The organism is Paenibacillus sp. JGP012, from assembly GCF_014203995.1.
Lineage (GTDB): Bacteria > Bacillota > Bacilli > Paenibacillales > Paenibacillaceae > Paenibacillus > Paenibacillus silvae.
In genome coordinates, this window is record NZ_JACHKG010000035.1 from 1 (window position 1) to 16,325 (window position 16,325).

Annotated in this window: 10 protein-coding genes; 7 read left to right on the forward strand and 3 right to left on the reverse strand. The window is 46.4% G+C overall.

The window, feature by feature from the left end:
* Positions 1-552: 552 nt before the first annotated feature.
* Both HNR77_RS26060 and HNR77_RS26065 read left to right on the forward strand, forming a co-directional pair.
* Positions 553-1,353: a sulfite exporter TauE/SafE family protein gene (locus HNR77_RS26060; protein WP_184190526.1), complete on the forward strand. Its 801-nt coding sequence runs from the start codon at positions 553-555 to the stop codon at positions 1,351-1,353.
* Between the two features lie 102 nt (positions 1,354-1,455).
* Positions 1,456-3,864 carry a polyprenyl synthetase family protein gene (locus tag HNR77_RS26065; RefSeq protein WP_184190577.1) on the forward strand — a complete coding sequence of 803 codons (2,409 nt, stop codon included), beginning with the start codon at positions 1,456-1,458 and terminating at the stop codon, positions 3,862-3,864.
* Positions 3,865-3,999: 135 nt separating this feature from the next.
* Here HNR77_RS26065 and HNR77_RS26070 read toward each other — a convergent pair whose 3' ends face one another.
* Complete coding sequence (locus tag HNR77_RS26070) at positions 4,000-5,769, reverse strand: ABC transporter substrate-binding protein (protein ID WP_184190528.1); 1,770 nt, start codon at positions 5,767-5,769, stop codon at positions 4,000-4,002.
* A 163-nt stretch (positions 5,770-5,932) separates the two neighbouring features.
* Between HNR77_RS26070 and HNR77_RS26075 the strand changes: the two genes are divergently transcribed.
* The 3 genes from HNR77_RS26075 (at position 5,933) to HNR77_RS26085 (ending at position 11,261) form a co-directional block, all read left to right on the forward strand.
* Positions 5,933-7,171, forward strand: a complete 1,239-nt coding sequence (locus tag HNR77_RS26075; RefSeq protein WP_184190530.1) for an MDR family MFS transporter — start codon at positions 5,933-5,935, stop codon at positions 7,169-7,171.
* 578 nt (positions 7,172-7,749) lie between these two features.
* The gene (locus tag HNR77_RS26080; RefSeq protein ID WP_184190532.1) at positions 7,750-9,495 is read left to right on the forward strand and encodes an ABC transporter ATP-binding protein; all 1,746 of its coding nucleotides are present in this window, start codon (positions 7,750-7,752) and stop codon (positions 9,493-9,495) included.
* A complete protein-coding gene (locus HNR77_RS26085) occupies positions 9,492-11,261 on the forward strand; it encodes an ABC transporter ATP-binding protein (protein WP_184190533.1) in 1,770 nt (589 codons plus the stop codon). Before HNR77_RS26080 ends, HNR77_RS26085 begins: the two co-directional genes overlap by 4 nt.
* A gap of 94 nt (positions 11,262-11,355) precedes the next feature.
* Here HNR77_RS26085 and cyoE read toward each other — a convergent pair whose 3' ends face one another.
* Complete coding sequence (cyoE, locus tag HNR77_RS26090; protein WP_260410914.1) at positions 11,356-12,285, reverse strand: heme o synthase; 930 nt, start codon at positions 12,283-12,285, stop codon at positions 11,356-11,358.
* Between the two features lie 441 nt (positions 12,286-12,726).
* On the opposite strand from cyoE, the gene HNR77_RS26095 reads away from it, so the two are divergent.
* On the forward strand, positions 12,727-13,668 hold the full coding sequence (locus tag HNR77_RS26095; protein WP_184190535.1) for an NAD(P)/FAD-dependent oxidoreductase: 942 nt from the start codon (positions 12,727-12,729) through the stop codon (positions 13,666-13,668).
* A 149-nt stretch (positions 13,669-13,817) separates the two neighbouring features.
* On the opposite strand, the gene HNR77_RS26100 is transcribed toward HNR77_RS26095, so the two are convergent.
* Complete coding sequence (locus HNR77_RS26100) at positions 13,818-15,440, reverse strand: collagen-like domain-containing protein (RefSeq protein WP_184190537.1); 1,623 nt, start codon at positions 15,438-15,440, stop codon at positions 13,818-13,820.
* Positions 15,441-15,699: 259 nt separating this feature from the next.
* Here HNR77_RS26100 and HNR77_RS26105 point away from each other — a divergent pair, with 259 nt between their 5' ends.
* A complete protein-coding gene (locus tag HNR77_RS26105; protein ID WP_184190539.1) occupies positions 15,700-16,287 on the forward strand; it encodes a TetR/AcrR family transcriptional regulator in 588 nt (195 codons plus the stop codon).
* Positions 16,288-16,325 lie beyond the last annotated feature (38 nt).

Below are 16,325 nucleotides of genomic sequence, written 5' to 3' on the forward strand. Positions count from 1 at the left end.
ATGATACTTTAATTATAAGCGAAAAAGGTACAGTCTCCACAATTTTCTTGAGAGCTGTACCTTTAACATGGAATGGACTTTTTCAGTGGCCTCGTATGCATCCGGTGCCTTTTTTCTATACATACATCACAAGACATATATCACAAGCCTTTTTGAAAATGTCGAATCATCCCGAAATTTCCCGGTTCGTGATACAATATCATTATGTGTCTCGTTTTATCCATTTGTGGTGTTGTCATACACTATACGGACTCCGAGCGAGCCGTAGCTTTCTTCTTTGTAGTGACAATGAGTGCACGTTTTGACGGAGCATAGCGCATCGTGATGTGCTTGTAATTTTTCGTTACAGCGAGGACAGGTATTGACGAAAAGTGTCTTCAACACGTTGAACATGCTTAATCACTCATTTCTGATTAATTTACTTGGTTTTAAGTATTATACCCGAAATAATGAGTGATGTATACTTTTTTTCTGCTTCAATTTTGGCGTTTTATTCTAATGTTTTCACCATTCATTTCGCTATACTATCCTCTGAAAGGAAGCGTCTAACCGATGGATCTTCTGCTGTTTATCATCATGTTTATACTGGGTCTGATCGGTTCATTTTTCTCTGGGCTCCTCGGCATTGGGGGAGCGATTATCAACTTCCCGCTGCTGCTGTACGTGCCTGAGATGGCAGGGCTGCAACCCTTCACAGCTCATCAGGTGTCGGCGATCAGCATGTTTCAGGTTTTCTTTGCTTCACTTGCTGGTGTACTTGCATTTCGCAGGAAAGCCAAGGCAGGTACGGCGGGAGGGGCAGTCATTCATTCTGAATTGGTGCTGGTTATGGGAAGCAGTATCCTTGCGGGCAGTCTGATTGGCGCTTTTATCTCAGGTATGCTGGACGAACGTATGATACACCTGGTCTATGGCATTCTTGCTGTGATTGCTATTGTGCTGATGCTGATTCCCAGCAAGGGCAGCATGGATGCGAACGAGGTTTTGTCATTTAATAAAACCATCGCAGCGAGCACCTCATTTGCCGTTGGCATTGTATCAGGGATTGTCGGGGCTGGGGGCGCATTTGTGCTTATTCCGATTATGCTTACCGTTTTACAAATCCCGGTTCGGACGACCATTGCATCATCACTCGCTATTGTGTTCATCTCTGCGACCGGCGGTGTTATTGGAAAAATTACTGCTGGAGACATTCCTGTAGAGCCGATTATTTATACGGTGCTTGGAAGTCTGATCGGTGCTTCGCTTGGTTCCAGAGCAAGTTCTATGATCAATGTGCGTTTCCTTCGATATGCTTTGCTGCTGCTCATTGCTATAACGGCATTTAAAGTATGGTTCTCCATCTTTAATTAGCGTAACCAAATGGCTGTGATCCCGTATATAGGATATGAACATGACCGGACCATGTTTAACTTTAACTGAAGTTGAGGGATGCAACCGATGAACAACTTACTTATGGATGAGACTGACGATAAAGCTGGTACGAATGCAAAAGCGAATGTTAACGCTGGTGCTGATGAAGCGTATCGGCTCGCGGAGCAGAAAGCATCTCATTATTTTACGACACTCTCACAGCGACTGCTGAAGAATACACATATGGATACACTTGCGGAAGATTTCAAGGAGTGGCAGAAGAAGCATATCCGGCGATTTAATTGGTTAGCCTGGCTGCCTGGCAAACGAAAACCGAATTCCAGAGATATTCAGAAATACATGCACTGGTTAAATGTGACGGGCAAGCTGGAGGATTATCTTGATAGAAGCATCTCCTATATTTATATGCGTGATTTGGGCCAGGCGTTGGATTCGCCCAAAACACAAGAGAATATTCGTCGTACGATCCAGGACACGCAAAAATATTTTACGAGAAATGCAAGTGAACACCAGCAGCCGGATTATATCAGTCCTGTGGCACTATACCGGTGGGGGCAGCGTGAACATGTTGAAGAAGCGGTCATCTGGGTGATGGACAAATTAAAACATGTGGCAGCCAACATTCCAGAGGAACTGGATGCAGCACAAGCACAGCGAAAACTGATCAAAATTATTCTTGGTGTTGTCCTGCACGTGTATGATGAGTTGACGGAGCAGACGCCAAGAGAGGAACGGATTGAGAGATTGGATGCAGCGATTCGACTTGGATACTCCTATGGGCTTACCTATCCTTTTGTCGATGATCTTCTCGATTCTCAGGCGCTGAACGCACAGCAAAAGAAACAATACTCCGCCATGATTCAGAAAGCGCTTCTTACAGGAATTGTGCCTGATCTGGAAGAATGGGAGGGACCTCAGCTTGAAGTGATTCATTATGTCCATGCCGAGCTTCGAGAGGCGTTCGAGTATATTCGAAACTACCAGCGTGCGGAGATGCAGCAGACTTTTTTTGAACAATCCTATGTTTTCTTTCATTCCCAAGAGATTGACCGCGGCAAAAAAATAACCAATGCGCACTATACCAACGAGGAGTTATACATTCCAATTATCATTAAATCTGCCTCGTCCCGGCTCATCGTACGTTCCGTTCTTAGTGCTTCGGAAGATGAAGGCTTTGATCTGCGCACCTTCCACTACGGGATATATAATCAGCTTGCGGATGATTTTGCCGATATGTTTGATGATCTGCAGGCTGGAGCGGTGACCCCGTACACGTATTATTTGAAATACCGTGATCTTCGTCCTGATCTGATCAATCCGTATGAACTGTACTGGGCTGTTATCTCCTACTTGATTCATGATGTCTACCAGTCCAATCCCAAGGCTCGCGAGGTGATACTGGATCGTGCCATCAACGGGCTGAAGCGAAGTAGAGTACGGCTGGGACAGGCAAAATATGATGAGGTTATGGGGATTTTTGCAGCAGGACAGCCGGAACTCAACCATATCGTGCAGCAGATGGTGCGTAAAGCGGATGATGTAGATTTTCTGGACAAATTGTTACGTGATGAAGTGGTTCAGCAGCTTAGCAGGGATAAGCAGCAGAAGGAAGCGTTCCAGCAGACCATCCAAACGGTTCGTGAACGAATCAACGTTGAGCTGCAGATCAGCAAATCGGCTGAGGAGCCCGATATGAAGACTGCGCTAATAGATGCAGCGAATTATAGTTTGCAAGGTGACGGTAAACGTCTGCGCCCTATTCTGACCTGGGTGATGGGGGTGGAGCAGTACGGACTGCCAGAGTCGTCCATTATGCCCCTGTTACGGTCCATGGAATTCATGCATACTGCCTCGCTTATTTTTGATGATCTGCCCACTCAGGACAATGCTTCCACTAGAAGAGGACGTTCGACACTTCATCAGCTTCATAACAGCTCGACTGCGGAGCTGACGGGTCTGTTTCTGATCCAGCGAGCTATTCGGGAGCAGTCCTCATTACATCGATTTGATGCACAAGATGTACTGAAGCTGATTCAATATTCTGCTGTCAAAGCAGAGGACATGTGCATGGGGCAGGCCATGGATCTGGGTTCAAGAGGGAAAATACTCACGCTGGAGGAACTCAATGCAATCTGTTTTTACAAAACAGGCATTGCCTTTGAGGCCGCTCTGGTGATGCCCGCGATTCTGGCTCAAGTGAAGGACGAGGAGATCGCCGAGCTCAAGACGTTTGCGTACCACGCTGGAATCGCCTTTCAGATCCGGGATGACCTTCTGGATCATACAGGGGATCAACGAGTACTTGGCAAACCGGCGGGCCAGGATGAACGGAACAACAACTCCACCTTTGTTTCGATTCTGGGGGAACAGGGAGCACAGAAGGCGATGTGGGAACACTACTGCTTGGCATTTGATGCCTTGCGCCGGATGCCGGAGCCGATTCCTTTTCTCAAACATCTGCTGGATTATCTTGTCGGCCGCGAACGTTAATATTCTCATATTGAAATACATTATAAAAAATAAACAAAACCCTCGCCCGTTACAGCGGAGCGAGGGTTTTTGATGTCTTTCATCTAGAGTCTCTGTCCTCCGGGTGCCGGGGACTCAATATCTGGGGGATAAATGTTACGGATTTTTAATCCATAACTTGGAGATATCCAGAAAACCGAATTCGGACGTTTGCATGCCATAGATGCTCTGATGCAGCTCGGCCTTTTTATTCATATGACATCCGGTTAACAGCCAGCCATTCTCTCTTAGCAAGGCTTCAGCCTGCTCCAGAAGCTCGGTACGCCTATCGTGAGGAACCTGAGGGAAGGGAGCCAGTACATCATCCAGAATGGATTGAAGCTCTGGAGTCAGGTATTGATGTAAGCAATTTTCATTGTTCTTAAAAAAATGGATCATTCCATACTGCCAATCGTCCTCAAGTATTTCTTCTCTCAGAATTAAAGGGGCGTGGGAAGCCTTCACGACATCTAGGTAATCATCAAAGGGTTCAAACTCAATATTCAATCCGATCAGACGTGCACGATTCTGGAGCCACTCCGCCACATCGGCGTCCTTATTCTTTTTGTGAGATAACAGGAGAGGCTCACCTTGATAACCGCTTTGCTGAAGTAATGCCCTTGCCTCATCCAGAGCTCTGGCTTTCCAGTTCTCAGCCGCACTTCGCCAGGGCAGGAAACTGCTGGCAGGTGTAATTCGATTTTTACCCAGGTCGTTCACCAGTGTGACCGAATCATACACGATGCGCATCGCTTGCCGAAAGGCAGGATGGTGATGACAGCCCTTCACATGAAAATTAAAAAGCATGTATTGGCATCCGAGAGCAGGATAGTCAATCAAATGGGGCTGCTCCGGGCTGCTTCCAGACAGACTTAGATGATCGGTACCGGGCAGATCGTAATAACCGTCATAAGAAGCGGGCTCAGGAAGAAACCAGATGTGAACTTGATCCAGATGAGGACGAATGCCATAGTAGCCGTCAAACGCAGTTAGTTTAATGACCTCTTCACTCATCTCTGTAATCTGAAATGGTCCTGTGCCCACCATTGTCTTGTTGGAATCATAATCAGCCGGGAGCACGGTCATGCGAATACAGCTGAACAAATGCAGGAAAAAGCGATTGGTTTGCTTCAGCACAAAGCGGATAGCATAATCTCCAACTGTTTCTGCACGCTCGATATCACGATACAGCCATAGTGAAGAACAATTTAACTCAAACAAGCGGTTCAAGGAAGCCTGAACATCTTGAGATGTCATGACACGGCCGTCATGGAAACGAACGCCTTTCCGCAAATAAAACACCCATTCCCGATGGTCACTGCTGCATTCCCAGGTATGTGCGAGTGCAGGCAGAAAAGTGTTTGTATCCGCATCATACGTAATCAGCGTACTACAGACTTGACCTAATAAATATGTCTCAAATGCTGTATAGACAGAAGCAGGGTCCAGATCACCGAGCTGGCGTGATCTCAGCATGCGGAGAATATCCTGTTCGGACCCTGTTTCCAAGCGACTGTGGAAGCCCATTTGCTGATGCAGTGTGAGCATTAGTTTTTCCCGCAGGACTTCATCGATTTTGACACTTCCGATCAGCTCAATAGCTTCCTTTAGCTTGCCTTTGCATAGAAGCTCGGTGAAATGAACCTCCAAGGCCTCGTTCAAACTTCGCAGCAGCGTTAATTCGGAATGATGACCTCGTCCGCGCCCTGGATGCCAGTGAATGAATTGCTGCTCTTCCAGCTTGCGCAGAATGAACTTGACATTTCGGGGTGTGCAACACAGGACATCGGAAAGCATTTCAATCGTAACGCGGACAGGTTCATTCAGCTTCAGTACGAGTTGCTCAGCGTCAGCTAGTCTCAGAAAGTGAGTATATATCGTATCCATAAACGCGGCTCCTTCATAAAGGTGAAAAGTGACAACGAATGTTTACACTTTTACTTCCCCCTTTTATTCTTACAATTATACCTATGAGGAGGAGAGAGTACATCCCTTTTTAACGTCGTTAGATAAAGAAATAGAGAAAAGCAGCATGATAGGAGAAATGCAGATGAAGTCATATTTAAAGCAAATTCACCCCCTGGCCTGGACGATTATTATTGGAACGATGTTTGGACGGCTTGTCACGTCGATGAGCATCCCGTTTCTGTCCATCTATTTAACCCGTGTGCTTGAAGCAACCCCGACTCAAACGGGTGTCACTGTGGCCGTAAGCTCGCTCGCCGGAGTTTTGGTCAGCTTCTATGGGGGATATATATCTGACCGGATCGGCCGTAAAATCGTGATGCTGGTATCGGTATTCAGTTGGGCCGCTGTATTTTTTATATTCTCGGCAGCAGAACATCTGTGGGTATTTTTTGTTGCCAATACGTTAAATGGACTGTGCCGAGCAGTGTTTGAACCGACGTCAAGAGCACTTTTATCTGATATTACATCACCGCAGAACAAGCTGCTGGTTTTTAATCTGAGATATGCTGCGATTAATTTGGGGGTTGTGTTCGGACCGCTCATCGGATTTCAGCTCGGTTCATCGGAATCAACGTTTCCTTTTGTGATCTCAGGTCTGGTGTATATCATGTACGGTTTAGTCCTGTTTCTGCAGTTCAGGCTGCATCATGCCAATCTCCCTGTACATCAGGAGGTTGCTGCACCACGCCTGCGCGAAGCGCTCATGACAACGGGGCGGGATCGGGTATTTCTGCCCGTACTGATCGGTACTACCTTTTGCGTGCTGGGGTACGGTCATTTTAGCTCCACACTTGCGCAGTATTTGGCGAGAAGCCCCATTTTTGAAAATGGGAGCCTGATATTTTCGTATATGCTTTCGCTCAATGCCGTTACAGTGCTTGTCGTTCAGTATCCGCTCGTGCGCACATTCCGCAACGCACCGCCGCTGGTGCCGCTGATTCTGGGTAATCTGCTCGTTTCCGCGAGCCTGCTGCTCTTTGGTATGGCCCAGGGGATCACACTGATGATGGTGAGTGTTATTCTGTTTACTGTTGGAGAAGTGCTGCTGTTCACGATGATGGATATGCTGATTGACCGGATTGCAAAGCCTGAATTCAAAGGCACTTATTTTGGCACGATCGGATTCAACAACATCGGAAATGTGGCTGCTCCGGTCATTGGTGGACTGCTGCTAAGCCAGTTTGGTGCGGCGAACGGACTATCGGTATTTATCCCGATTGCGCTGACTAAGGCACTGGGCATTCCTTTTTTACTTATAGCGCACAAACGCCTTGTCATGAGAGAAAAACAGCAGGCAGAGCCTGTCCAAGTCGGAGTATGAGGATGAAGTAAATAACATTTCAGTTAATAATTATGTTGACGTATAAAGAATGAGCGAATACAATAAACAACAAATATGTGAAACGGGTGGGATAACGAATGATTGGTCAGCCACGACAGGTACGCATCGCGATAACTGAATATGCAGAAGCATCGTGACATGATTCGGGTAGCGTGTTGACCACGTTTGGACAGTCCGGCTTTTTGCAATCCTGTCTGGACGCTCATTCATATTGAGATGCAGAGAAGAAGTCGGAATATGCCTATTCTGGCTGGCTTTTCATTCATATCAAGCTGTAGATGAACTTCATTCATCTATGGCTTTTTTTCATTCCGTCAAACCCTTCACATGGAAAGGAGCAGGAACAAGGGAGCGTTTATATGCAAATACGGTTGTTCATGACTTGATTTTATGAAAAGAAAGGGAGAAGGTACGATGGTCACTCAGAGTAAACAATTTGTAAACGTAGAAGGCATGATGGATTATAGCAAACTGCTGCATGATTCATCATAGTAAACGCAGGGAAAGCACGAACGAAAGTACAGGTTTAGAACTTAACAAATTAAGGGGTGAGGGCGATGCCCAAAACTGAGAAACGTTCTATGGCGTGGCTTCTGCAATATTTAAAGCCGGTCAAAGGAAAGCTGGCCGTGCTGCTGATTATGCTGCTTACGTCAACAGGGCTTCAACTGCTCAATCCACAGATCATACAGCGATTTATTGATACTGCGGCAGGGGGAGGCATTCTGGGTGATCTCATCAAGCTGGCTGGACTCTTTCTGTTGATTGCTGTTACAAACCAGCTCATTACCATTGCTGTAAGTTATTTGGGTAATGATGTTGCCTGGCGGGCTACAAACCGGATGCGTGGAGATTTGCTGAAGCACTGTCTCAGACTGGATATGCGTTTTCATAATGTAAAAACACCTGGCGAGATGATCGAGCGTGTAGATGGTGACGTTACCAGTATCTCGAATTTCTTCTCGATGTTTATTGTGCAGGTTATCGGAAGCTTTGTGCTGCTTGCAGGCATTCTGGGTTTTATGTTCACCATTAATGTGCCAATAGCGATCGTTATGACGGTATTTACCCTGTTATCCATTCTGTTCATGGTTATTATCCGAAATCTCGGAGTGGAGTCTTCCAAAAATGAGCGTGCCGCCAGTGCCTCCTTGTTCAGCTTGATTGAGGAACGCATTGCCGGTATTGAGGATGTACAGGCCAACGGACATGTGCCGTATGTGATGAATCGCTTCTACCGCACGATGCGTACGGTCTTCCTTAAAGGACGAAAAGCATGGATGCTGCGAGTGGTTCCATGGAATACAACGGTCATCATGTTTATTATATCGGTTACTGTGGTGCTGCTGCTGGGAGTGCACTACTACATGCAGGGCATGATCAGCCTGGGCACCCTGTTTCTGATCTATCAATACAGTCAGATGCTGAATGACCCCATTGAGCTGCTTGGCGATCAGGTACAGGAATTCCAGAAGGCAAAGTCAGGTATGCTTCGTTCCCGAGAGCTGCTGTCGATGCGGAGCGAGATTCAGGAGGGGACAGAAGAACAGCTTCCTGAAGGTCCACTGGGGCTGGAATTCAATCAAGTGCATTTCAATTACAATGCAGAGAAACCTGTGCTTCAAAATATTACGTTTGAGGTAAAGCCGGGAGAGCGTCTGGGCATCATCGGCCGTACCGGAAGTGGTAAATCAAGTCTTAGCCGCGTATTGCTGCGTCTGTACAATCTGGATCAGGGAACGATTCGCATCGGTGGAACAGACATTACCAAACTGTCCATGCAGGCACTCTATCGTAGAGTTGGGATGGTAACGCAGGATGTACAGCTGTTTGATGGAACGCTGCGTGACAATCTAACCTTGTTTAATTCAGATGTGTCCGATGCAATGATTCAACAAACGACAGAACGGTTGGGGCTGCATCACTGGATTGATGCACAGCCTGATGGGCTGGATACACATCTTAACGCAGGAGGAGCTTCTTTATCCGCTGGAGAAGCGCAGCTGTTCGCTCTAACCCGTGTGTTTCTCACAGAGCCTAGTCTGGTGATTCTGGATGAGCCGTCCTCGCGGCTGGACGCTGCCACAGAGAGTATGCTCCAATCTGCTATTGATGAATTAATGAAGCGATCCACAGGTATTATTATTGCGCACCGGCTTGCCACACTGGAGAAGGTGGATAAGATTATGGTGCTGGGTGAGGGCAAGCTGTTGGAATTCGGGGCAAGACAGGAGCTGGCCAATGATCCGGCCTCTCATTATGCACGCCTTCTGGTGACGGGCCGAGAGGAGGAACTGGCATGAATGTAACAGGGTTTATAGGACGTTTATTTCGTTATAAGCCTTATTTATTTTTGATGAATGGTTTGCTGTGGTGTGTGTTTCATTCGCTACCGCTTGCCATGGGACTTTGCATGCAGTGGTTCTTTGACCGGACAGCGACAGGCCGGGCTGACTACATGTGGCTTGCGGTACCTCTAATTGTAATCGCACTGTTTCGATTTACCCGGGTGGGAACGTTTTTTGTCGCGTTTTATGCCTGGGTAACCTACATGTATCACATTCAAGCCATTCTGCGAACCAATATGCTGGCGGGCATCATGCGCTGGCCTGGGCGAAATTTACCTGCATCGCCAGGAGAGGCGATGAGCCGTTTCCGCGATGATGTGGATGAAGTGGTCGAATATGTTGAATCCTGGGTGGATTTTTGGGGACGGCTCGTTTTTGCAGTTGTGTCCATTATCATCATGGCAAATATCAACTGGAAGATTACGCTGGTTGCCGTACTGCCGCTTGCGATCGTAACGCTGCTCAATAATCTGTCAGGCAGCCGTGCAAGAAAGTATGCACAAGTGAACCGGGAAGCTACGGGGCGCATTACCAGTTTTATTGCGGAAACCTTCGGGGCTGTACAGGCACTCAAGCTGGGTCAGGCCGAAGACCATGTTGCAGCACGTTTCAATGAACTGAATGAAAAACGTCGTCAAGCGGCCTTGCGAGACAATCTGTTCAAACAGTGGATGAAATCGCTCAACCAGCATGTGTTAAGCATCTGTACCGGGCTAATTCTGCTGATGTGTGCGTCCGAGATGAAGGCAGGTCACTTTACGGTGGGTGATTTTGCATTGTTCACCAGTTATCTCGTCAACATTGGCTTTAGTATTTCACTGTTCGGGTACATGGTATTCCAGCATAAAAGGCTAAAGGTATCGTATGATCGTATGCGTACGTTATTTCGCCCCGGAGAAGAGGATCAGATTATGGAGAATAGGGAAATCTATCTGTATGAAGATCCGCCAGAGCTGCTGAGTGAACACAGAAACATGAACGAGAAGTTCCGTGAGCTTGAAGTGAGTCATCTAAGTTATCGGTATGCACAATCTGCAAATGGAATTCATGACATTCATTTCAAGCTGAAACGCGGTCAGTTCCTGGTGATCACCGGGCGGATCGGATCGGGTAAATCAACGCTTGTTCGAACCTTGCTCGGACTACTGCCCAAGCAAGACGGCAAGATTGTCTGGAATGGAGAGCAGGTAGATCCGGCAACTTTTCTAATGCCGCCAAGAGCCGCATATACACCTCAGGTTCCAAGGCTTTTCAGTGATTCACTACGGGAGAATATCGTGCAGGGCAAGCAGGGGAATACAGAGCAGACGCTGAATAAGGCGATTCGTCTCGCGGTTCTGAATCAAGACATTCAGCAGCTGGATCAGGGATTGGAGACTCCGGTGGGACCAAGAGGTGTCATGTTATCAGGGGGGCAGATTCAGCGGTCAGCCACTGCGCGAATGTTAATGACAGAGGCAGATTTATTTATCTTCGATGATCTGTCCAGTGCACTTGATGTCGAAACGGAGCAGCAGGTGTGGGATGGATTGTTTCAGGAGAAGGACGTCACTTGTATTGCAGTATCTCATCGTAAAGCAGCGTTAAGCAAAGCAGATCATATTATCGTCATGAAGGATGGACGAATTGAAGCTGAAGGAACGCTGGCGGAGCTGCTTGAGAGCAGTGAAGAGATGCAGCTGTTGTGGCAGGGAGAACAAATGCCAGTGAAGGCAGGATAGCTATAAAACAAACAAAATAACCGTACAGATAACGCCTGATTGCAGGCGATGCATCTGTACGGTTGTTTTATTCTTTTGAAACGTTGTACTGTTCTTATCTCATCAGTTGAGCAATCAAAGAGTAAGCAATGATTACAAGGAAGATGATGGTAATATGGTTGATGGAGAAAATAAACATGCGCTGGGACCACTTCTTCGTGTCTTTCGGGTCAAAGGTAGCCACACTCAGAATCAGCCAAGCGAGAGTCACCAGAAAAGCTACAATAGCGATAAACGGACTCATTGGCCAGAACAGGAAGCTGGAAAGCAGCAGCAATACAAGATATACGTTAGATTGTACATAAGTTCGTCCAATGCCTTTCACTACAGGCAGCATAGGGACGCCGGCAGCTTTGTATTCATCGAAACGGCGAATGGCGATACCGTAGAAGTGAGGCATTTGCCATAATAACATCGTTACAACCAGTGCCCAGATTTCAAAATGACCGAGCTCTGGAGAAATAGCTGCCCAACCGATTAGTGGTGGAACTGCACCAGACAGACTGCCAACCTCGGTATTGTAGATTGTTGTACGCTTCGTCCACATCGTATAAGGGAACACATACAGCAGCAATCCCAAAATACCAAACACAGCGGCTGATGGTGAAGCAATGTAGAGCATGACAGCCCCGATTAACGTGATGGTAATCCCCAGAATCAAGCCTGACTTGGTATCTACCCGTCCGGTTACTGTAGGTCGTTTTTTCGTACGCTCCATAATCGCATCAATGTCCCGGTCGTACAGGTTGTTGAACACCCCGGCTGCCCCAATAATGAAGGAGGATCCCAGGAATGATAGTACAATCGGAACGATATTCGCAAGAACAGAGGCATTAAATACATATAAAGCTAAGCTTAAACCTGCAAACATGGCAATCAAGTTGGACTTGATAATTCCGATTTTGATCGTATCGAAAAATATTTTCGGAATCGAGTTGTACTCCAGGCTAATATTGGTTTGTGACTCATTATTCAATGTTTTCAAATACTCACTTCCTATATATATACTTGTTTAAACTTCATATTATATGTACCTATTATATCATCCAAATCATATTGTGCTTTGCATAACGTTTTAGTATTTAAAATAATGTCAATTGATTGTGAACAATTTAAAAACAAGATCTTTTTTAATTGTTAAAACAACAATTCTGTGCTACGCGCGATTTTTTCATAAGATTGTCATGTATTCATTGTAGAAATAGAAGAAATATATTGCAAATACAATATTAACGTTGTATTGTAGATATAAGATATCTCTAATGGTTTTGTTTTGGGAGGTGGAACATTACTTTCCATCAATAGAATGATCTCATGCTATTAGAAATCTCACAGACCTTCTGATGCAACATGAATATGAGGCAGAGAGAAGGTTATCTTTTTGATTTAATTAAGGATATTGAATATCCGGAAAGGGTGTTTTGAGATGAATACTACCAAGAGTCAATTTGACGTAATTATTGTGGGAGGAGGACCGGCAGGGTTGAACGCCGCACTCGTGCTAGGACGAGCTCGAAAGCATGTACTTGTCTTAGATAATCAGAAACCCCGTAATTGGGTTACTCAGGAGACTCATGGATTTTTGACGAGAGACGGAGTTAGTCCTCAACAATTTCGCGCATATGCAGCAGAAGAAATCAAGTCATATCCTTCCGTGCAGTTTACATCAGATACAGTGATCGAGATTAACGGGCAGGATGGAGCATTTGTAGTTAAAACAGGGGAGAACAAGCTCTATCATGCCCGAAAAATATTGTTTGCTGTTGGTAAAAGAGACCTGCCTCTTGGCATTGACGGTTTACAAGAGGTTTATGGGAAAAGCGCATTTGTTTGCCCGTATTGCGATGGATGGGAACTGCGGGATCAGAAGCTTGTTATAATTGCCAGTGCGGACAAGGTGTTACATATGGCCAAATTGATCGCAGGTTGGACGAAGGATTATGTGCTGTGTACGAATGGGGATGGGACTTTGCCCGAGGAACAGATGCTTGAGCTTTCTCGTCATGGCATTCAGGTATATGAAGCACCTGTTCATTCGATCGTATCTGAAGAGGGGATGGTTCGTACAGTCGAACTAAACGATGGCACCATAATACCTTGTTCAGGGATTTTCTTTCAGCCCAAGCTTCATACAGGCTCGGATGTGCCCAAGGCACTTGGATGTGAGGTGACCGATACAGGCACTATCATCGTTGATGCACAAGGCAAAACGTCAGTGCCTGGTGTTTTCAGTGCTGGAGATGCTGCATCCGAAATGTATCAGGCGATCGCAGCAGCTTCGTTAGGTGCATTAACTGCAGTCAGCATAAACAATGAGTTGAATTTTGAAAGATGGGACTCCAGTGATGATACACGGATTATAGGGTAAGGGCACAAAAATAAAGGTAACATCACAAAAACAAAGATAATATCACAAGAAAAGCGCAAAGGAAACCGTCAGCTGGTCATTCTTACCAGGGAATGATGCTGACGGTTTTCATCTATTTTATATTGTAATATGGAATGCTGAATGTATTGTTATCTGGAATCCTGAATGGTTGCTGTACTGTTGTTCGCGCTAAGCTCAGTAATCGGGTCAAACGGAGGACCTGTGATGGTTCCCGGCAACAAAGCGATATCTACTGCATTCTCTGGGCTTCCCCAGGAGTTGCCGGAGTACACCATAATGGCCTGATCGTTGACAAACCCACGTGTGTTATAAACGACATTATTAACAATCTCTCCGGTGGTATTCGGGTTAAAATAAGCTGGCTGTCGAAGAGAGTAGAAAATATTGTTTCTTACGATGAGTCCAGTCATATTGCCGATCTGGGTTACCAGTCCGCGATTGACAACCCAGCCAGTAGACGGGCCCGCTTGAGGAGGGCCGAATATCGTATTGTTTTTCACGGTATGATTGGTACCGCCCAGCTGAATGAACTCGACTGCATACGGGTTGTCACTTGTCATTGTGAAGCCGTCTACCGTTACTCCACTTCCGATGATTGTAAACGGGATGACAGCAGCCTGCAAAAGAATGATGGTACTAGGATAGCCCTTAAGAGTTACTCCGGCCTTATTAATTGTAATGTTTGATGTAATCGGATATGTTCCACCGAGGACATGAACTGTCCCTGTTGGCGACACTGCGGTTACACCTTGCTGAATTGTTCCAAACGGACTGGCTTGTGTTCCATTTCCCCCAACGGCTCCCTGCAAGACATATACATTAAACGGATTAGGTTCAAACGTACCTGTAGCGCCTGTAATACCGGTTGCGCCTGTCACACCTGTCACACCCGTGGCTCCTGTTGTACCTGTAATACCAGTTGCCCCTGCAGGACCCGTGGCTCCAGTCGGACCGATACCTCCGGTTACTCCGGTTATACCGGTCGGGCCCGTAGCACCTGTCACACCCGTAGCTCCAGTATCCCCAGTCGCGCCTGTCGGTCCTTCTGGACCACCGGAAGGACCAGTGTCTCCAGTCGCTCCAGTATTTCCAGTGGCTCCGGTATTTCCCGTCAGACCAGTCGCACCAGTTACTCCAGGATTGCCAGTAGCACCTGTTGTGCCTGTAAAGCCAGTCGGGCCCGTTGTACCCGTTGCTCCCGTCAGACCAGTGGAGCCAGTTAATCCGGTATTTCCAGTTGTGCCCGTAACCCCTGTGACGCCAGTAACACCTGCTGCACCAGCTGTACCGGTTACACCAGTCGCACCGGTAGCACCTGTTATTCCCGCTGCACCTGTGGTTCCCGTCACTCCCGTAGCACCTGTAGCCCCAGTCGCGCCTGTAGTTCCGGCCGTGTTCTCGCTCCCGGCCCATTCGGAGTAAACAAGCCGATGGGCGGCGATCAGTGCTCCGTCACTGTTTTTGCCCCAGAAGGAAACAAGAACGTCTTCAGGGCTAGGTTCAGTTATGGTAATGACATACTCGAAACTGTCCAGGTCAGCATAAAAACTGCGTGTCACTACAGCGTTCGGCAAAAGGGTAATTTGTTCACTCACATACAAAGTGCGTACTCCGCTCAGTACATAGCCTTGTATTAGCACCGTAGCTGCAGTTACAGGGTTTTCATTTTCAATCTTGATGGATACAGTCTGCGTAGGCCTAATTCCATTAACAGGGCTGTTGTCAATCGGGCCTGTTAGCAATACAGCCAAATATATCTCCTCCTTTTTAAAAATAAATGCAAATAGGATACAAAACTCTGCTTATGTAAGTGTATTCTGTGTCACCGGAGTAATATTCACATGCATTTTATAGTACGAGTCAATGACCAGTCCAAAGCTTCGTTGCTTCGTTTTGAAAAGAGGATGTTATTTTTCTGTAAAATTTGAAATAAAACATTGACATGTCGCCGTTAAACGATTTTAATTATATAGACCGATTGTTATAATTTATTGAAGGAAGTGGCTTTCTTTGAGTGAAAAGTCGAATGCCAGAGAGCTTATTGTTGGCACAGCAGCTAGACTGTTTTTTTCACAAGGATATCATGCGACCGGTCTGAATCAGATCATTAAGGAGAGTAACACGCCAAAAGGTTCGTTATATCATTATTTTCCACAGGGGAAGGAAGAACTGGCTCTCGAATGTATTCAATCAGCTAATGCTCATATCGTGCAGAAGTTTGAGGAAACCTTCGCGGCCCATGAGACGACTGCAGAAGGTATCCGGCAATTCATTTATGATACGGCGAGTGAAGCTGAAGCCTTGGGTTATACGGGATTTATGCCCTTCAGCTTTTGGGCTGCTGTAGAAACTTCCTGTATCAGTCAACAGCTACGTACCGCTTCGCAGAACGTATTTGCCGAGTGGCAGGATATTATTGCCAAACATCTCATGTTGGACGGGATTGCTGAAGAGAAGGCTCGTGAGACAGCATTGCTTGTGATTTCTCTGATGGAGGGTGCATTGATTATCTGTCTGACCAATCAGGATAAACAGCCCCTGTTGACGGCCGCTGATTATTTGTCAGTCGTAGCAAAGATTGCTGCACAGAAACAGTAAATTATCTCAAGAGAAGAGAAACCGTTGGATAAGAATGA